The sequence below is a fragment of the Streptomyces sp. NPDC101393 genome (assembly GCF_044767385.1).
Taxonomy (GTDB): Bacteria; Actinomycetota; Actinomycetes; order Streptomycetales; family Streptomycetaceae; genus Streptomyces.
Genome location: NZ_JBIWNU010000009.1, coordinates 220,103 through 237,157 on the forward strand (window position 1 = coordinate 220,103; position 17,055 = coordinate 237,157).

The following is a 17,055-nucleotide window of genomic DNA, read 5'->3' on the forward strand; positions in this document are numbered from 1 at the left end:
ACCGTCGCGGAGCTCGTCGCGGCGCAATGGGGCGACCACCGGCCCGGCGCGATGTGGGGGGAGCGCACCCTCACCCACCATGAGCTGGCCGCCGGGGCGGCGGCCCGTGCGGCCCTGCTCGCGGAGCTGCTGCCGCGCGGCGCCGAACCGCACCTCGGGATCCTGCTCGACAACATCCCCGACTACCCGCTGTGGATCAGCGCCGCGGCGCTCGCCGGCGCGGCCGTGGCCGGTATCAACCCCACCCGCCGCGGCCCCGAACTCGCCCGGGACATCGCCCACACCGACTGCGCGGTGCTGATCACCGAAACCGCTCATCTGCCGCTGCTGGCCGGCCTGGAGCTCTCCGTCCCGCCCGAGCGCATCCTCGTCGTCGACGACCCGGGCCACCCCGGCCTGCTCACGCCGTACGCGGACGCCCGGCCCGACGCGCTCACGGCCCGCCCCACCCCGGACTCCCACCTGCTGCTCTACTTCACCTCCGGCTCCACCGGCACCCCCAAGGCCGCCCTCTGCACCCAGGGCCGGCTCGCCGCCGCCGGCCACTCACTGGTCCGCCACTTCGACGTCCGCCGGGACGACGTCCACTACCTCTGCATGCCGATGTTCCACGGGAACGCCGTGATCGCCGGCTGGGCGCCGGCGCTCGCCGGCGGCGCGGCGGTGGCGCTGCGCCGCCGCTTCTCCGCCTCCGCCTTCCTGCCGGACGTCCGCCGGTACGGCGCCACCTACTTCACCTACGTCGGCCGCGCCGTGCACTATCTGCTCGCCACCCCGCCCGCCCCCGACGACCGCGACCATCGGCTGCGCACCGGCTTCGGCACCGAGGCGGGCACCGTCGACGCCGCCCGTTTCGCCGACCGCTTCGGCGTCCGCCTCGTCGAGGGGTACGGCTCCTCCGAGGGCGGCGCCGCACTCCAGCGCACGCCGGACACCCCGCCCGGCGCCATCGGCCGCCCGGCCCCCGGCGACGACCTCGCCGTCGTCGACCCGGAGACCGGTACGGAGCTGCCTCCCGCCCGCCTCGACGCGTCCGGCCGGCTGCTGAACGGGGAGCAGGCCATCGGGGAGCTGGTCAACCGCGGCCGCAGCTCCTTCGAGGGCTACTGGCGCAACCCGGAAGCCACCGCCGCCCGCACCCGGGGCCGGGCATCGGGACAGGTCGGCGCGGGCTGGTACTGGACCGGGGACCTCTTCTTCCGGGACGCCGACGGCTTCTTCCACTTCGCCGGCCGCACCGACGACCGGTTGCGGGTGGACAGCGAGAACCTGGCCGCCGCGATGATCGAGAACATCCTCGCCCGCTACGCCCCGGCCACCGGCGCCGCCGTCTACGCCGTCCCGGACCCGGTCGCCGGCGACCAGGTCATGGCGGCCCTGGCGATGCGCGACGGCGTGCCGTTCGACCCGGACGACTTCGCGGTCTTCCTCGCCGCCCAGCCCGACCTCGGTACGAAGATGGCGCCCCGCTTCGTGCGCACGGTGCCCGCGCTGCCGGTCACCGCCACGAACAAGGTGCACCGGGTGGCCCTGCGGCGGGAGGGCTTTCGCTGCCCGGGGCCCGTCTGGTGGGCGCCGCCGCGCGAGCCCGGCGGGGCGGGGCTGCCCTCGGCGGAGGTGTCCGGTCCGTATCGCCTCTTCACCGAGGAGGACCGCGCCGCCCTTCTCGCCCGGTACGGCGAGCACGACCGCGCGCATCTGCTGGACCGCTGATCCCCAGGGCGCTGTGGTGGCCCTCACACCGGAAAGGCAGCGGATAACGAAAGCGGGCGTCCCCGGAGAACCGAGAACGCCCACTTCATACGTGCGCCGCCAGGGACTCGAACCCCGGACCCGCTGATTAAGAGTCAGCTGCTCTAACCAACTGAGCTAGCGGCGCGCGCTGACGACATAAATACTACCTGCTCCGCAGGGGTGCTGGAGACCACGTCCGGCCGGGGCCGGAAGGATCAGATCGCCAGGGACAGCAGCACGGGTGCGGCGCTGCGGTTGAGGGCGTCGGCGGCCTGCCGCAGGCGGTGGGCGTGCTCCAGCGGCATCGACAGGGCGAGGCAGCCGACCGTCGAACCGGCCGTGATCGGTACGGCCGCGCAGACCGTGCCGACGGCGTACTCCTGGAGGTCGAGCACGGGGACCGTCGGCGGCTGGCTGTCGAGCTTGTGGAACAGCACCTTCTCGTTGGTGATCGTCTTGGAGGTGAGCCGGGCGGTCTTGTGCCGGGAGAGGTGGTCCATGCGGCCGTCGTGGTCCAGCTGCGCGAGCAGGCATTTGCCGACGGCGCTGGCGTGTGCCGTACGGCGGAATTCGGCCCACTCGTTGACCTTGGGGGCCAGCGGCCCGTCGGCGTAGTGGAGGATCTTGACCTCGCCGTCGATGTACCGGCTGATGTAGACCGCCGCGCCGACCGAGTCCCGCAGATCGTCGAGGGTGAGCTGCAGCTTGTCCCGCAGTGCCTGATCGCGGTCGCCGCCGGAGCCCAGCAGCATCAGCGAATCGCCGACGGCGTACGCGCCGTCGGAGAGCTGTTCCACATAGCCCTCGCGGCGGAGCATCGACAGCAGGTGGGCGAGATGGGCCGTGGGCAGGCCGGCTTCGCGTGCGATCTGCTCATCGGTCACGCCGTCGGCGTGCCTGGAGATCGTTTCGAGCACGCGAAGGGCGTACTGCACCGAATGGAACGGCGCGGTCGGCTCGGGCTTCAGCGCCACGGTGTCCCCCTAGCAGGTTGTTACCGCTTGCGTCGTGACCTTCGTTGGTGGTCACGGTCGACCGCGACCGCTCCCGGACAACGGGGCTCGTCCCACGATAGCGGTCAACGGGCCTCAGCGGAGGGGGTCTTGACCGAAAAGAGGTGCATCCCGGGTTTCCGGGCCGGAGCTCGCGTCCTGGGCATATGCCAAGGTCACGGGGCAGGGCGCTGAGCCGTGCGCGTGCCCGTGCGCCGCCCGGTGCGCCCCGGGCGCCCGCCGGACAGGTGTCCCCCATGAGCGCGGAACCGGCCATCGCCGTGGCCGGTTCCGCGGGCCTGACGCCGCCAGGAGGCCGTCAGGCCGTCATCAGGGCGCGGTCAGCGCATCGTCACGTCTGCAGCATCTTTTCGTCGCTGGTGCCCTTGATCTTGCTGCCCTTCCACTTGCTGACGTACCAGAGGAAGACATGCCCCTCGGCCATCTGGCGGTCGAAGTTGCAGACCTTCCAGCCGCCCTTGTAATTGCCGTAGCAGCGGTATCCGGGCTGGCCATTGGAGTTGACCGTGCCGCGTACCTCGATACGCATACCGTCACGGGCGGTGTCCCGGATCCAGACCCGGTCGCCCTTCTTCCTGAAGCAGGCCATCCCCGCAGTCTTACGGCCGTTGTTGATGGAGTTGCACTTGGCGTCGAACTTCGGCGCCTTCGAGCTGGAGCGGGCCTTCTGGCTGTACACCTTCTTCTTCAGGTGCACGGCCTGGTGGCTGTCGGCGGCCTGGGTGTGTGCGGTTTTCGTGCTGCGGCCGGATTCCGCCGAGGCGGATCCGGCGAAGGAGCCCATCAGGGTCGTGGCGGCGAGAGCGGCCACCGCCCCGCGCGCGATCGACGTACGCATACGCACTCTGCCTTTACTGGTCAGGGGTGGGAAAGAGCCGGGGAGGTCGGCGGGGATCAGCCGTGCAGGGCCTTGCTCCAGACGCTCTTGTGCTTTCCGGAGCCCCAGGCGCCGGTCACCTTGGTGCGCCAGGTCTGGACGGGCATGTCGTCCTTGACCGCCTTGGTGGCGACGTAACAAGCCTTCTTGTGGTTGGCGCAGGTGGCCTTCGCCATCTTCTTCTTGCCCTTGTAAAGGGTGACGACGATCTTGGTGTAAGCGGGCTTGTAGTTGCACTTGATGGCGCCGTTGCCGAACTTGTCGGTCCGACGGTCGACGCGATCGGTGTAAGCGGAGACCTTGCAGGTCTTCTTCTTCAGCACGGAGCCGTGGTCGGCGGCCACCGCGGCGTTGGACGCCATTCCTGTGGTGCCGAGAATGCTCACGGCGGCGGCGCTCACGAGGAGTGCGCGGGATGCCTTGGGTATGCGCATGGTGCGTCCCTTCGGAATTCGTCAGGGTCGAAGACGCCGTCCGGATAAAGGATTTCCCTGCGCCCGGAAAGGCGGCCCCGCTGTGATTCGCCTCATAGTCTTGAGGAATCCGGCGGGGCCGCCAATGTCAGGTTGATGTCAGTTCACTGACGGCTGGAGTTCCTGGGCGGTGATCCGCAGGCCGTATCCGCGGACCGACTCGATTCCGACGTCGACGCCGGCCCCTTCCAGCTTCCGGCGCAACCGCCGTACCGCGCTGTGAATCACCGTCGTGTCCACTCCGCAGGACGCTCCCCAGACGTCCTGGACGAGTTCCTGGAAGGAGGCCACGCTGCCGCCGTGCCGGGCGAGGCACCCCAGCAGCCCGATCTCCTGCGCGGTCAGCTCCAGCGGGGCGCCGTGCCACAGCGCCCGCTGCTCATCCGGCCGGATCTCCAGATGGCTGACCTGGAGGGGCGCCGGCCGCGGCGCCTTTGCCCCGGTCTCCTCGCCGTCCATCAGCCGGCTGGCCTGGCGGAGGTCCCGGACGAGCAGGACCGGCAGGTTGCTGTCCAGCAGTTCGTTCAGCTGCCCGATGTCGTCGACGCTGTCCGCGACGACGACGGCGTACGCGTCCTGGTGCCGGTGCGGCGGCTCTTGGATGTGCCGGTCCACATCAGCCCCGCACGGCATCGCCGTGAGGGCGGGTGCGCCGCTGCGGGCCGGCGCCGCCGGCTGTGCTTCTCGGTCGGCCGACCGCTCCCGTGGCGAAAAACGAGACGTTCACGTTTCCCATCTGTCCTTCCCGTGCAAAGGGACCCCGTTGATGACCTGCGGACAGACACCCGGGGCGAGTTGCCCGAGGTGAAACGCCTGTACCGGTTCAACTCCCTTGTTCCACCCTGGTCATGAGGTGGTGTCAGAAGTGCCGCGCAGGCCGTGCGTAGAGGGTAGCCCTGTTTCAGCCACAGGTCATCGGGTTGAGGAACAGTGGAGGCATGCGGACGATATTCCGGAAGGTGTCCGGCAATTTGTCGGTTTGTGGAAAAGGGTATGCGGAAAGCGAAAGGTGGTGTGCCCCGGGGAACGGGGCACACCACCCAGGGTGGCGCAGCGGGCGCCGGCCGGCAGTTCAATGCCGGCCGGCGCCGGGCGGTCCGGTACTCAGAGCACCGCGCTCAGGAATTCCCGGGTGCGGTCGTGCTCCGGCTCGGTGAAGATCTTCTCCGGGGAACCGGATTCGATGACCCGCCCGGCGTCAAACATCAGGACATCATCGGAGATGTCCCGGGCGAAATTCATCTCGTGGGTGACGCACAGCATCGTGATGTCCGTGGTGTGCGCGATGTCCCGCAGCACGTCCAGCACCCCGGCCACCAGCTCCGGGTCGAGCGCGGACGTCACCTCGTCCAGCAGCAGCACCTGCGGACGCATCGCCAGCGCCCGCGCGATCGCGACCCGCTGCTGCTGGCCGCCGGAGAGCTGCGTGGGGTACTTGTCGATGTGCTCGGTCAGCCCCACCAGGTCCAGCAGCCCGCGGGCGCGCTCCTCGGCGGCGTCCTTGTCCAGTCCGAGGACATGCACCGGGGCCTCGGTGATGTTCCGCAGCACCTTCATGTTGGGGAAGAGGTTGAACTGCTGGAACACCATGCCGATGTTCTTGCGGACCTCGCGGGTGTGCTTCTCCCCGGCCGGTACGAGCTTGCCGCCCTTCTCCTCGTGCGTCAGATACTCACCGCCGACCTTGATGGTGCCCTCGTCGGGCTTGAGCAGCGTCATCAGCAGCCGCAGGATCGTGGTCTTGCCGGATCCGGACGGGCCGATGAGCGTGACGTGCTTGCCGGACGAGACGGTGAAGTCCAGGGAGTCCAGGACCGTGTTGGACCCGAACCGCTTGGTGACGTGGTCGAAGCGGATCAGCTCGCTGCCGTCCACCGTGGGGTTGGCCGATTCTTTCGCGGGGCTGCTGTCAGCGGACAAGGCGACGCTCCAGGACTCGCAGGAGAAGAGAGGTGGGGTAGGAGATGACCACGAAGAGGACACCGACGACGGTGATCGGCTCCAGGTAGTCGAAGGTGGCGGCGCTGATGCTGTTCGCCTGGAAGAGCATGTCGGCGACGGTGATACCGGCCAGCATCGGCGTGTCCTTGAACATCGCGATCACGTAGTTGCCGAGCGCGGGCACCACGCGGCGGAAGGCCTGCGGAAGGATCACCGCGGTCCAGGTGCGCCGGCGCGGCAGGCTCAGCGCCGTCGCGGCCTCCCACTGGCCGGGCGGGACGCCGTCGATGCCGGCGCGGTAGACCTCGGCGGTGTAGGTCGAGTAGTGCAGGCCCAGCCCGATGACGCCCGTGGTCAGCGGCGCGAAGGTCAGGCCCCAGCTCGGCAGCACGAAGAACAGGAAGAACAGCTGCACCAGCAGCGGGGTGTTGCGGACGAATTCGACGACGATGCTGACCGGCCAGGTCACCCAGCGGGTCGGCGAGCGCAGGGCCAGCGCCCACACCAGTCCGAGCGCGAAGGCGACCAGCGAGCCGTAGATCGTCGCCTGGACGGTGATCCACAGCCCTTTGAGCAGGTCCGGCATGATCTCGCCGATGTAATCCCACGACCAGTTGTTCACAACTTTCCTCCGGTGTCGGCCAGAGCGTCGGGGCCCTGCTTCTCGACGGGCAGCTTGCGGGTGAACCAGCCGTCACCCGTGGGCGCGGCCCGGCCGATGGAGGCCTTGGCGCGGCGCTCCAGCACCCGCATGATCCGGGTCACGACGAACGCGACGACGAAGTACAGGACCAGGATGATGCCGTAGACCTGGGCGCTCTCGCCGGTCGACAGCCGGGCCAGCTTGGCCTGGAAGGTGAGCTCGCCGATGGACAGCAGGGAAGCCAGCGCGGTGCCCTTGAGGAGCTCGATCAGCAGGTTGTTGAAGGGCGGCATCATCTCGGGCACCGCCTGCGGAAGGATCACCTTCCGCATCCGCTGCCAGGGCGTGAAGCTCAGCGCGATGGCCGCCTCACGCTGCGCGGGCGCCACCGCCTGGATACCGCCGCGGACGACCTCCGAGCCGTACGCGCCGTAGGACAGGCCCAGGGCCAGGGTGCCCGCCCATATGCCGGCCAGCTGCCAGCCCAGCAGCGGCAGCGCGAAGAAGAGCCAGAACATCAGCACCAGCGCCGAGGTGCCGCGGAAGAACTCCACGTACGCGCCGGACAGGAAGCGGATGATCCAGAAACGTGAGGTGCGGGCCATGCCGATGCCGAAGGCGACAGCGGCGGCCAGGGCGGCGCTGTAGACCATCAGCTGGACGGTGATCCACAGCCCCTTGAAGAAGAGTTCCCACAGTGCTCCGGTCACTTCTTGCAGAGCTCCTTCGCCGTGAGGTCGGTCATGAACTCCTCGGTGAAGCCGAAAGGCTTGGCGATCCGCAGGAGTTCGCCGCTCTTCTTCATCTTGTGCAGCTCGCGGTTGAAGGCGTCGCGGAGCGCGGTCTCACCGATCCGGAAGCCGTAGCCGCCGCCGTCCCGCTGGGGCTTCCCGTCGACCTTCGGCGTGAAGGGCTCGGTCATGTCCACCTTCGGGTGCTGGCCGGCCTTCAGCGCCTCGATCATCGTCAGAGCCGTACCGGCGAAGCAGTCGATGCGGCCGGCCTCCAGGGCCTCCATTCCGGCGATCTGGTCGCCGTAGGTCTGGATGGAGCCCTTCGGCACGCCGTTGCCGGTCGCGTACTCGATCTCGGCGTAGCCGATGCCGGTGCCCATGCGGAACTTGCCCTTGGCGATGTCCGCATAGGAGTTGATCTTCTTCGGGTTGCCCTTGGGCACCAGGAAGCCGTCCTTCGACTCGTAATCCGGGTCGGAGAAGAGCACGGCCTGGCAGCGTGCCTTGTTGATGAACATGCCCGCGACGATCACGTCGTACTGGAAGGAGTGCAGGCCCGGTACGAGCGCGCCGAACTCGACCGGCACTGGCTCGAAGTCCTTGACGCCCAGCCGCTGGAAGATCGTCTTGGCCACGGCGGGCGCCTCGCCGGTCAGTTCGCCCTGGTCGTTGATGGAGGCGTACGGCGGCTCACTGGCGATGCCCATCCGGACGGTGCCCTTGCTGCGCAGGTCGTCGAGGAGGTGCCCGCCGTCCGTCGCTCCGCTGATGTCGACCTGGGAGCAGCCCGAGGTCGCTCCCAGGGCACCCGCCGCGCCGAGCGCCGCTACCCCCGCGAGCAGCGATCGACGGCGGATGCCATGGACCAATGGTTCTGTGAAATTTGAGGTATTCCCCTGTGGTGGAGGCATGGGCGCGCGACTACCCGGCCGGGCCGAACATATGCCAATCGTTTCCAGCCCTTGATGCAAGTGACTTCCGGGCCTTGACAACGGCGCCATGAACATATGTCGTAAGTCGGGAATAGCGCTGTATCGTTCCCGTGCGCAACGCCGTAAACAGGCGTGGTCGGCGGCAAGTTGGGCACGATCCGGCGCAGTGCAATTCCGTCTCATCGGGCCACTGAGGAACGGTAGGAGGCCACATGGCTGACCGCTTCATCGAAGTCTCCCTGGACAAGCGCGGCGTGCGCTGCACGGCCAAGCTGCTCGACGACCGCGCGCCGATCACCTGCAATGCGGTATGGGACGCGCTCCCGCTCGGCGGCGACGTCTACCACGCCAAATACGCCCGCAACGAGATCTACGCCCTCATCCCGCCGTTCGCCCCGGAAGAGCCCCCGCTGGAGAACCCGACGATCACCCCGATCCCGGGCGACCTGTGTTATTTCACCTTCACCGACACCCAGCTGGGCACCGCGTCCTACGGCTACGAGAGCAAGGCCGACCACCAGGGCCGCGCCACCGTCGTCGACCTCGCGCTCTTCTACGAGCGCAACAACCTGCTGATCAACGGTGACGCGGGCTGGGTCCCCGGCATCGTGTGGGGCTCCGTCGTCGACGGCCTGGACCGCATGGCCGACGCCTGCCAGGACCTCTGGCGGGCCGGAGCGCTGGGCGAATCGCTCAACTTCAGGCGGGTGTAGCCGCCTCACCGGGCGCGGGGATCGCCGCGGCCCCCGCTGTGTAGAGGGCGTGCGCGGCGCGCAGCACCAGCGCGTCCGCATGCCGCGCCCCCACCAGCTGCACCCCGATCGGGAGCCCGTCGCCGTCCACCCCGCAGGGCACGGTCGCGGCGGGCTGCTGGGTGAGGTTGAAGGGATAGCTGAAGGGTGTCCAGCCCGTCCAGCGGGTGTGGCCCGATCCGGCCGGCACCTCGGCGCCCGCCTCGAACGCGGTGATCGGCTCGGTCGGCGTCACCAGCAGGTCGTACGCGCTGTGGAAGCGGCCCATCGCCCGGCCCAGCGCCATCCTGGTGTCCACCGCCGTCAGATAGTCCAGCGCGCTGTAGCGGGCGCCCTGCTCGCAGACCTCCCGCAGCCCCGGGTCCAGCAGCGCCCGCTGTGCCTCGCCCAGTGGCTGCACCACACGTGCCGCGCCGCTGAACCACAGGGTGTGGAACGCCTCCACCGGGTCCTCGATCCCCGGGTCGATCTCCTCGACGTACGCGCCCAGTCCGGCCAGTCGCTCGACGGCCCGGCGTACCGCCGCGGCGACGTCCGGGGCCACCGGCACGTCCCAGCCGAGGGACGGGCTGTATGCCACGCGGAGTCCGGCGACCGGTCCGGCCAGCTCCGCCCGGAAGGAACCGCGGGGCGGCGCCAGCTGCGACCAGTCCCGCCAGTCCGCGCCGGTGATCACGTCCATCATCAGTGCGGCGTCCGCCGCGTCCCGCGTCATCGGCCCGACGTGCGCCAGCGTCCCGAACGGGCTCGCCGGATAGTGCGGCACCTGCCCGTACGTCGCCTTGAGGGCGAAGATCCCGCAGAACGACGCGGGGATACGGACCGACCCGCCGCCGTCCGTCCCCAGACTCAGCGGCCCCGCCCCGAGGGCGACCGCCGCCGCGCTGCCGCCGCTCGATCCGCCGGCGGTGCGGGCCGGGTCGTAGGGGTTGCCCGTCACGCCGTGCCGGGGGCTGTCCGTAACTCCCTTCCAGCCGAACTCCGGCGTGGTCGTCTTGCCCACGAACACCGCGCCGGACTCGCGCAGCCGGGCGACGGACGGTGCGTCCTCCTCCCAGGGGCCCTCGGCCCCCACCGTCCGCGAACCGCGCAGCGTCGGCACGCCGCGGGTGAGGATCAGGTCCTTGACGGTGACCGGCACCCCGTCCACCGGCCCGGCCGGCTCGCCCCGCCGCCAGCGTTCCTCCGACTCCTTGGCCTCGGCCAGGGCCCCGTCCGCATCGATCCGGGTGAACGCGTTCGTCCGGGCCTGGGCCGCCTCGGCCGCCTCCAGGACGGCCCGGGTGGCCTCGACGGGGGAGAACTCGCCGGTGGCGTAACCGGCGGTGAGGCGGGTGGCGGTGAGGTCGGCGAGCCGGGTCGGTTCAGTCGTCATACGTCCTCCGAGCGTGGGCCGCCCCGGTCGGGACGGCGGACGGGATGCCTGCGGGGACTGCGGGGGCTGCTGGGGGAGGGGCGGGGCGGTCACTGCACGGGGACGTAGCCGAGCCGTTTGTCGACGAGGTTGTGCAGCGGCTCGCCCGCCGCCCACTGGTCGAAGTTGTCCAGGAACTGCTCGGCGAGGGCATCGCGCCAGCCCAGCGTGTCCCCGCTCATGTGCGGCGACACGATCAGGTGCGGTACGTCCCACAGGGGGCTGTCCGTGGTCAGCGGCTCCTGCTCGAAGACGTCCAGCGCGGCGGCGGCGATCCGCCACCCGCGCAGCGCGTCGCTCAACTCGTCCTCGACGACGAGCTGGCCGCGGCCGATGTTGATGAAGCGGGCCTGCGACGGCATGCGGGCGAAGGCCTCCCGGCCGAACAGGCCGCGGGTCGCCTCGGTCAGCGGGGCCGCGCAGACGACCCAATCGGCATGCGGCAGCAAGCCGTTCAGCGCGTCACTCGCGTGGACCAGGCCGAACTCCGGATCCGGTGAGCGCTCCCGGCGGCCGACCAGATCGACCTTGACACCCAGTGCCAGCAGGGTGTTGCCGATGGCCCGGCCGATGGGGCCGGAGCCCACCACGACGGCGCGGGTGCCGGCGACCCGCATCGTCTCGCGGTGCTTCCAGCGCCGCTGCCGCTGCAATTCCCAACTTCCGTAAAAATCTTTGGCCATGGCGATCACCAGGCCGGCGACATATTCGGCGATCGGCTGCTCGAAAACGCCCCGCGCGTTGGTCACCAGGGTCTCGTCCGCGATCAGCTCCGGGCACAGCAGCCGGTCGACGCCGGCGCTCGCGGTGTGTACCCAGCGGGGCCGGGGGCCGTCGCCGGGCCATGCTTCCCGGATCGCATCGGAGGTGAAATCCCAGGCCAACAGCACGTCGGCGGTGGGGAGTCGGTCGGCGAGGGTGGTGTCGTCGGCGTAGACCACCTGAGCTCTGCCGGTGAGCCGGTCGAGCTTCGGGGGCGGGTCGGAACCGAGGACAAGGACCGTGCTTTCGGACATAGGCCAGAAACCGTTCTGAAACGTGTGCCCCCTATTACTGAAGGGGGCGCCGACAGATGCCTGAGATGCGAGGATTGACCACGCTAAGAATTCGTATCTACCGTGTCAACAACGGCTCTGTCCCGACGTCCCGGCTTGTACCGGCTGCACCACATCCTCGGCCACTGGCCTGGCCATTCCAGCCCTTCGTTCTTCTAGGGGCAATAAATGGACGTCTCTTTTCTCGGGGGCCCTCAGCCCCAGCTCGGAGTGGGCGTGGTCGCGCCCTTCGACTTCGCACTCGATCGCGAGCTGTGGCGCTGGGTACCCGACGATGTGTCCCTCCACCTCACCCGAACTCCTTTTGTGCCCGTCGAGGTCAGCCTCGACCTGGCCCGTCTGGTCAGTGAGCACGAAACCCTGCACGCCGCCGTCCAGGCTCTATGGGCGGTTTCCCCGCAGGTCATCTCCTACGCCTGCACCTCGGGCAGCTTCGTCGGCGGCGTGGCGGGCGAACGGGCCATGTGCGCCGCCATGGCCCAGGCGGGGGAGGTGCCCTCCCTCACCACCTCGGGAGCCCTCATCGAGGCGCTGCGCGAGATCGGGGCGCGACGCATCGCCGTCGTGACCCCGTACACCAAGTCGGTCACCGACTCACTGGAGGACTATCTCGGCGAGGCGGGCATCACGGTCACCGGCCGCGCCTACCTCGGACTGACCCGGCACATCTGGAAGGTGCCGTACCGGGACGTCGTCGACATGGCTCGTACCGCGGTCGTCGGGTCGGCCGACGCCCTCTTCATCAGCTGTACGAACCTGCCCACGTACGACGTCATCCCGCAGCTGGAGGCCGAGCTGCGGATGCCCGTACTCTCCGCCAACCAGGTCACGATGTGGGCCGCGCTGCGCGCCATCGGCGTGCAGGCGGTGGGCCCGTATCAGGCACTGCTCGACCCGGTGGCGCGGCGCGGCCCCGCCGCGATGTCCGGGTCGGGGACCGGTGAGCCGGAAGCCGGACCGCGGGCGGCACCCGCGGCTCCCGCTGCCGCCTTCGCCGGCAGTCCGGTCGCACCCGACGGCGAGGTGGGCGACGGTGATCCGCCGCCCTATCTGCCCGAGGACGCGGGGCCCCAGCCCCCGGTCTGAGGCCGGTCCGCCCCTGCCCGCCCGCGCTGCCGGCGGCTCCTCGCCGGCAGCGCCCACCCGCACCACCGCACACGCACCACCGCACCTGCACCCGTACGCCCAAGGGAGATCTGCATGGCTTCTGTCGGCTTCCTCTACCCCGGCCACTCCGCCGAGGACGACTACCCCCGGCTCGAAGCGCTGCTCGGCGCCGGTGGGGCCGCCGTCGAGCTTCCGCTCGTGCACACCGACATCGGCGAGGACGCCCACCGGGTGGACGCGCTGCTGGAGATGGGCTCCGCCGCGCGGCTCGCCGCCGGCGTCGCCGAGCTCAAGAGCCGCGGCGCCGAAGCCGTGGTCTGGGCCTGCACCAGCGCCAGCTTCGTGTTCGGCTGGGAAGGCGCCCACGAACAGGTGCGGGAGCTGTCGGCCACCGCCGGCCTGCCCGCCTCCAGTACGTCCTTCGCCTTCGCGCACGCCATCCAGGCGCTCGGCGCAAGCCGGGTGGCGATCGCCGCCACCTACCCCGACGACGTCGCCGAGCGCTTCCACGCGTTCCTCAAGTCCGCCGGTACGGAGGTCGTCTCGACGCGCGGCAGCGGCATCATCACCGCGGCCGAGGTCGGCACCTGGGGGCGCGAGGAGGTACTGGCGATGGCCAGGGCCGGTGATCACCCCGACGCGGAGGCGGTGCTGCTGCCCGATACCGCGCTGCACACCGCCGAGCACCTTCCCGCGCTCGAAGCGGAGCTCGGCAAGCCGGTCCTCACCGCCAATCAGGTCACGGCCTGGGAGGGCCTGCGGCTGATCGACCGGGAGATCGCCTGCCCGGTCCTGGGCACGCTCTTCTCCCGGGCGGGGCGGCGCTGACCGCCTGACGGCCGTCCGGCGGATTCGCGGATTCCCAGCCGGGCCGGGAATAAGCGGAGAAGTGCTCCGGTTGTCCTCCTCGCAGACCAGCGACGCGAGGAGGACCCGCACGTGAGCGGCGAGATGGACGAGAACCGGGGCACCGGCGAGAGGCCCCCGGCCGGGCGGGACGAGATCCGCGGCACCACCAGGGGCACCGCCCCCGTCCCGCTGTCCGTGCTGGACCTCGTGACGGTCGGCGCCGGGAACACCGCGGCCGGCGCGGTGCGGACCGCGGTCGACATCGCCCGCACCGCCGAACGCCGCGGCTTCCACCGTTACTGGGTCGCCGAACACCACTCCATGCCCGGCGTCGCCTCCTCCTCCCCGGCGGTGCTGCTCGCCCACCTCGCCGCGCACACCGACCGCATCCGCCTCGGCTCCGGCGGCGTCATGCTGCCCAACCACGCCCCGCTGGTCATCGCCGAACAGTTCGGGACGCTGGAGGCGATGGCCCCCGGCCGCGTCGACCTGGGCCTGGGCCGCGCGCCCGGCACCGACGGCGCCACCGCGGCCGCGCTGCGCAGGACCGAGCGCCTCCATGAGGGCGCCGACGAATTCCCGCAGCAATTGGCCGAGTTGACCCGCTTCCTCGACGACACCTTCCCCGACGGCCACCCGTACGCCAAGATCCACGCGGTGCCCGGACCGGTCCAGGCCACCTCGCCCGGCGGTGTGCAGTCCGCGCACCGCCCCCCGCTGTGGCTGCTGGGCTCCTCCGGCTTCAGCGCCCAGCTCGCCGGTTCGCTGGGCCTGCCGTTCGCCTTCGCGCACCACTTCTCCGCGGCCAACACCGTCCCCGCCCTCGACCTCTACCGCGCGTCCTTCCGCCCCTCCGAGGTGCTGTCCGAGCCGTACGCCCTGATCGGCGTCGCCGCGCTCGCCACCGAGGACGAGCAGGAGGCCCGCCGCCAGGTCCTCACCGGCGCGCTGTCCATGATCCGGCTGCGCACCGGCCGCCCCGGCCTGGTCCCCAGCCCGGAGGAGGCCGAGGCGTACCGCTTCAGCGAAATGGAGCGCGACTTCGTCGACAGCTGGCTCGGCAACGTCATCCACGGCACCCCGGACACCGTTCGCCAGGGCCTGGACGACCTCGCCAAGCGCACCGGCGCCGACGAACTGATGATCACCGCCAACGCCCACGGCGGCCCGGCCCGGCTGCGCTCGTACGAACTCATCGCCGACGCCTACGGCCTGCCGCAGGCGTGACGGAGACCTGACGGGGGCGGGGGTGGGGCGGCTGTCGCACGGGCCGCGGCCGAGCGCGGGGAGGCGCAGGGTGACGACCTCCGGGTCGTTCCCGGTCGCGGCCCGTACGTCGGCCGCCCCACCCGGGCTTCCGTGCGCGGGCGCGCGGAGGGCGCCGACGGGGCGCGGTCAGCTGCCCGTGCGCCGTCCGGCGTCGAGCAGGGCCTCGACGCGGTCGGGGGCCACCGGCCGGGAGTAGAGCCAGCCCTGGCCGGTGTCACAGCCGATCCGGCGCAGCCGTTCGGCCTGTTCGGCGCTCTCCACGCACTCCGCCGTGACGGTGAGCCCGAGCCGGTGTGCCAGCGCGACCAGCGCCTCCACGATCACCTCGTCCGCGGGGTTGGGATGCTCCTGCGAGCGGAATCCGCGGACGAAGGACCCGTCCAGTTTCAGCACGGACACCGGGAGGCGGCTGAGGTAGGCGAGGTTGGAGTAGCCGGTGCCGAAGTCGTCGATGGCGATCCGTACGCCCATGTCGCTGAGTGCCTGCAGGGCCTGGAGCGGGCGGCCCGCCGAGCCCATCACCGCGGACTCGGTCAGCTCCAGCTGGAGCAGGTGGGGCGGCAGTCCCGTCTCGGCGAGGATCCCGGCGACGTCGGCGACCAGGTCGGAGTCCCACACCTGACGGACGGCCACGTTGACGCTGACGAACAGCGGCCGGCCGGCGGGGTGCGCCAGCTGCCAGGCGCGCGCCTGATGGCAGGCGCGTTCCAGGACCCAGCGGCCCAGTTCGACGATCGCGCCGTTCTCCTCGGCCAGGGCGATGAACCGATTCGGCGACAACGTCCCGAACTGCGGGTGGCGCCAGCGCACCAGCGCCTCCACCCCCTCCGCACGGCCGTCGCCCAAACCGACCAGCGGTTGGTACTCAAGAGTGAATTCGCCGCGGTCCACCGCGGGCCGCAGGGTGCTCGACAGCGCCTGCCGGGTCATCCGGTGCGCGTTGCGCTCCGGGTCGAAGAGCGTCCAGCGGGCCTTGCCGTCCTCCTTGGCCCAGTACAGCGTCGTGTCGGCGGCCTGCATCAGGCCGGTCGCCGTGGTGCCGGTCGCGGCCCGCTCCACGACACCGATGCTCGCCGACACCGACAGCCGCTGCCCGGCCAGGTCGAACGGCCGCTGGAGCGCGTCCAGCACGCTCTGGGCCAGCTCGGACAGCTGGTCGGTGCCGGTGGAGTCCTCCACCAGAAGGGCGAACTCGTCGCCGCCCAGGCGCGCCACCAGATGCCCGGCCCGGCCGGTGCCGCGGTCCGCGGCACCGTCGGCGCAGCGCGTCAGCCGTTGTGCCACCGCGCTCAGCAGCCGGTCGCCGACGCGGTGTCCGAGGGTGTCGTTGACGGCCTTGAAGCCGTCCAGGTCGAGGTAGCACAGACCGATCCGTCCGGTGCCCGCCGGCTCGAAGGCGGCGCTCTCCAGGGCGTGCGCGAGCCGTTCGAAGAACAGGGCGCGGTTCGGCAGCCGGGTCACCGGGTCGTGCATCTGGAGGTGCCGCAGCCGGGCCAGCAGGTCGTGCCGGTCGCTGATGTCGCTGACCGACAGCAGCATCCGCTCCTCGCCCGCCAGCGGCTCGACGGTCACCTCCACCCAGACGGAGTGGCCGTCGGCGTGCTTGAGGCGGCGGGTGCAGCGCAGCCGGTCGCTGCGGCCGCACAGCACCTCGCGGTAGGCGGTCCACACGCGTGGGTCGGCGCCGAGGTCGGTGAGGTCGGCGGCGGTGGCGGCGACCAGCTCGCCGGGGTCGGTGCCGACCAGTTCACCGAAGGCGGGGTTGGCGGCGAGGACGAGTCCGTCGCGGTTGAGCACGGCCATCGGGAGGCGGCCGGCGTGGAATGCGGCGCGGTAGTCGCCGAGCGAGGCGGCGGTGTCGTCGCAGGTCGCGGGCCGCTCTCGGGGCGCTGCGGGGGTGCGGTGGCCGCCGCCGGATCCTTTGGTCGTACCGTCACGCTCCGTTACTGAGGGAAGCGTCGCTCCGGGCGTGCGGCCCGTGCTGTCGGGGTGTCCGCTCACTGCTCGCTCCCGCATGGCGCTTGTCTCGTGATGGAGGGGGATACCGCGCTGGAAAGTGTGGCGATCATAGAGGCTGGCGCGACGGCCGATCCAGCGACGCAGCCGTGATGACCGGCACGTGTGACGGAACTTCAGCCATTTCTGTCCGGCTCTGTTCGCGCAGAATGCCGCTTTGGTCGTTTGTGACGTTCCGTTACGGGTCGAGGGTGGCGCGCCGGTCACTCGTCTGGGCCTCCGGAACAGGACGAACAGCGTTAAATC

16 protein-coding genes and 1 tRNA gene are annotated in these 17,055 nt (G+C 70.6%); 5 read left to right on the forward strand and 12 right to left on the reverse strand.

Features of this window, described 5'->3' with window-relative positions:
• Positions 1 to 51: 51 nt before the first annotated feature.
• Positions 52 to 1,713, forward strand: a complete 1,662-nt coding sequence (locus tag ACIRQ7_RS28145) for an AMP-binding protein (RefSeq protein ID WP_404265626.1) — start codon at positions 52 to 54, stop codon at positions 1,711 to 1,713.
• Positions 1,714 to 1,805: 92 nt separating this feature from the next.
• Here the strand turns inward: ACIRQ7_RS28145 and ACIRQ7_RS28150 are convergent.
• From ACIRQ7_RS28150 to ehuB, 9 genes are all read right to left on the reverse strand, one after another.
• Positions 1,806 to 1,879, reverse strand: a tRNA-Lys gene (locus ACIRQ7_RS28150).
• 70 nt (positions 1,880 to 1,949) lie between these two features.
• Positions 1,950 to 2,708 carry an IclR family transcriptional regulator gene (locus ACIRQ7_RS28155; protein WP_403668044.1) on the reverse strand — a complete coding sequence of 253 codons (759 nt, stop codon included), beginning with the start codon at positions 2,706 to 2,708 and terminating at the stop codon, positions 1,950 to 1,952.
• A gap of 370 nt (positions 2,709 to 3,078) precedes the next feature.
• Entirely contained in the window at positions 3,079 to 3,585 is a 507-nt protein-coding gene (locus ACIRQ7_RS28160; protein ID WP_404265449.1) for a hypothetical protein, read from the reverse strand.
• 56 nt (positions 3,586 to 3,641) lie between these two features.
• On the reverse strand, positions 3,642 to 4,058 hold the full coding sequence (locus ACIRQ7_RS28165; protein WP_404265451.1) for a hypothetical protein: 417 nt from the start codon (positions 4,056 to 4,058) through the stop codon (positions 3,642 to 3,644).
• 138 nt (positions 4,059 to 4,196) lie between these two features.
• Complete coding sequence (locus ACIRQ7_RS28170; protein ID WP_404265452.1) at positions 4,197 to 4,712, reverse strand: winged helix-turn-helix domain-containing protein; 516 nt, start codon at positions 4,710 to 4,712, stop codon at positions 4,197 to 4,199.
• A 489-nt stretch (positions 4,713 to 5,201) separates the two neighbouring features.
• On the reverse strand, positions 5,202 to 6,017 hold the full coding sequence (gene ehuA / locus ACIRQ7_RS28175) for an ectoine/hydroxyectoine ABC transporter ATP-binding protein EhuA (protein WP_404265454.1): 816 nt from the start codon (positions 6,015 to 6,017) through the stop codon (positions 5,202 to 5,204).
• Positions 6,007 to 6,624 (reverse strand): ectoine/hydroxyectoine ABC transporter permease subunit EhuD, encoded by a 618-nt coding sequence (gene ehuD, locus ACIRQ7_RS28180; protein ID WP_401470343.1) that lies wholly within the window; start codon positions 6,622 to 6,624, stop codon positions 6,007 to 6,009. The genes ehuA and ehuD overlap by 11 nt, the downstream gene beginning before the upstream one ends.
• A gap of 32 nt (positions 6,625 to 6,656) precedes the next feature.
• Positions 6,657 to 7,391, reverse strand: a complete 735-nt coding sequence (gene ehuC, locus ACIRQ7_RS28185) for an ectoine/hydroxyectoine ABC transporter permease subunit EhuC (RefSeq protein ID WP_401469773.1) — start codon at positions 7,389 to 7,391, stop codon at positions 6,657 to 6,659.
• Positions 7,388 to 8,326, reverse strand: a complete 939-nt coding sequence (ehuB, locus tag ACIRQ7_RS28190; RefSeq protein ID WP_404265455.1) for an ectoine/hydroxyectoine ABC transporter substrate-binding protein EhuB — start codon at positions 8,324 to 8,326, stop codon at positions 7,388 to 7,390. Before ehuB ends, ehuC begins: the two co-directional genes overlap by 4 nt.
• Before the next feature lie 233 nt (positions 8,327 to 8,559).
• On the opposite strand from ehuB, the gene ACIRQ7_RS28195 reads away from it, so the two are divergent.
• A complete protein-coding gene (locus tag ACIRQ7_RS28195; RefSeq protein WP_401469778.1) occupies positions 8,560 to 9,060 on the forward strand; it encodes a DUF3830 family protein in 501 nt (166 codons plus the stop codon).
• On the opposite strand, the gene ACIRQ7_RS28200 is transcribed toward ACIRQ7_RS28195, so the two are convergent.
• Positions 9,047 to 10,474 carry an amidase gene (locus tag ACIRQ7_RS28200; RefSeq protein WP_404265456.1) on the reverse strand — a complete coding sequence of 476 codons (1,428 nt, stop codon included), beginning with the start codon at positions 10,472 to 10,474 and terminating at the stop codon, positions 9,047 to 9,049. The genes ACIRQ7_RS28195 and ACIRQ7_RS28200 overlap by 14 nt on opposite strands.
• Before the next feature lie 89 nt (positions 10,475 to 10,563).
• Positions 10,564 to 11,529: a D-2-hydroxyacid dehydrogenase gene (locus tag ACIRQ7_RS28205; protein ID WP_401469783.1), complete on the reverse strand. Its 966-nt coding sequence runs from the start codon at positions 11,527 to 11,529 to the stop codon at positions 10,564 to 10,566.
• 207 nt (positions 11,530 to 11,736) lie between these two features.
• Here ACIRQ7_RS28205 and ACIRQ7_RS28210 point away from each other — a divergent pair, with 207 nt between their 5' ends.
• The 3 genes from ACIRQ7_RS28210 to ACIRQ7_RS28220 all read left to right on the forward strand — a co-directional run bounded on the left by ACIRQ7_RS28210 (position 11,737) and on the right by ACIRQ7_RS28220 (position 14,751).
• Positions 11,737 to 12,654, forward strand: a complete 918-nt coding sequence (locus ACIRQ7_RS28210; RefSeq protein ID WP_404265458.1) for a decarboxylase — start codon at positions 11,737 to 11,739, stop codon at positions 12,652 to 12,654.
• Positions 12,655 to 12,768: 114 nt separating this feature from the next.
• Positions 12,769 to 13,503, forward strand: a complete 735-nt coding sequence (locus ACIRQ7_RS28215; protein WP_404265459.1) for a decarboxylase — start codon at positions 12,769 to 12,771, stop codon at positions 13,501 to 13,503.
• A 123-nt stretch (positions 13,504 to 13,626) separates the two neighbouring features.
• Positions 13,627 to 14,751, forward strand: coding sequence for an LLM class flavin-dependent oxidoreductase (locus ACIRQ7_RS28220; protein ID WP_404265627.1), 1,125 nt, complete (start codon positions 13,627 to 13,629; stop codon positions 14,749 to 14,751).
• Between the two features lie 168 nt (positions 14,752 to 14,919).
• Here the strand turns inward: ACIRQ7_RS28220 and ACIRQ7_RS28225 are convergent, their stop codons facing one another.
• Positions 14,920 to 16,809 carry a putative bifunctional diguanylate cyclase/phosphodiesterase gene (locus tag ACIRQ7_RS28225; RefSeq protein ID WP_404265460.1) on the reverse strand — a complete coding sequence of 630 codons (1,890 nt, stop codon included), beginning with the start codon at positions 16,807 to 16,809 and terminating at the stop codon, positions 14,920 to 14,922.
• Positions 16,810 to 17,055 lie beyond the last annotated feature (246 nt).

What these genes read in the sequence shown, in the direction of transcription:
- ACIRQ7_RS28195 (WP_401469778.1), top strand. Translation starts at nt 8,560, where the DNA reads ATGGCTGACCGCTTCATCGAAGTCTCCCTGGACAAGCGCGGCGTGCGC.
- ACIRQ7_RS28210 (WP_404265458.1), top strand. Translation starts at nt 11,737, where the DNA reads ATGGACGTCTCTTTTCTCGGGGGCCCTCAGCCCCAGCTCGGAGTGGGC.
- ACIRQ7_RS28200 (WP_404265456.1), bottom strand. Translation starts at nt 10,474, where the DNA reads ATGACGACTGAACCGACCCGGCTCGCCGACCTCACCGCCACCCGCCTC.
- ACIRQ7_RS28225 (WP_404265460.1), bottom strand. Translation starts at nt 16,809, where the DNA reads ATGCGGGAGCGAGCAGTGAGCGGACACCCCGACAGCACGGGCCGCACG.
- ACIRQ7_RS28145 (WP_404265626.1), top strand. Translation starts at nt 52, where the DNA reads ATGTGGGGGGAGCGCACCCTCACCCACCATGAGCTGGCCGCCGGGGCG.
- ACIRQ7_RS28215 (WP_404265459.1), top strand. Translation starts at nt 12,769, where the DNA reads ATGGCTTCTGTCGGCTTCCTCTACCCCGGCCACTCCGCCGAGGACGAC.
- ACIRQ7_RS28165 (WP_404265451.1), bottom strand. Translation starts at nt 4,058, where the DNA reads ATGCGCATACCCAAGGCATCCCGCGCACTCCTCGTGAGCGCCGCCGCC.
- ACIRQ7_RS28160 (WP_404265449.1), bottom strand. Translation starts at nt 3,585, where the DNA reads ATGCGTACGTCGATCGCGCGCGGGGCGGTGGCCGCTCTCGCCGCCACG.
- ehuD (WP_401470343.1), bottom strand. Translation starts at nt 6,624, where the DNA reads ATGCCGGACCTGCTCAAAGGGCTGTGGATCACCGTCCAGGCGACGATC.
- ehuB (WP_404265455.1), bottom strand. Translation starts at nt 8,326, where the DNA reads ATGCCTCCACCACAGGGGAATACCTCAAATTTCACAGAACCATTGGTC.
- ACIRQ7_RS28205 (WP_401469783.1), bottom strand. Translation starts at nt 11,529, where the DNA reads ATGTCCGAAAGCACGGTCCTTGTCCTCGGTTCCGACCCGCCCCCGAAG.
- ACIRQ7_RS28220 (WP_404265627.1), top strand. Translation starts at nt 13,627, where the DNA reads ATGGACGAGAACCGGGGCACCGGCGAGAGGCCCCCGGCCGGGCGGGAC.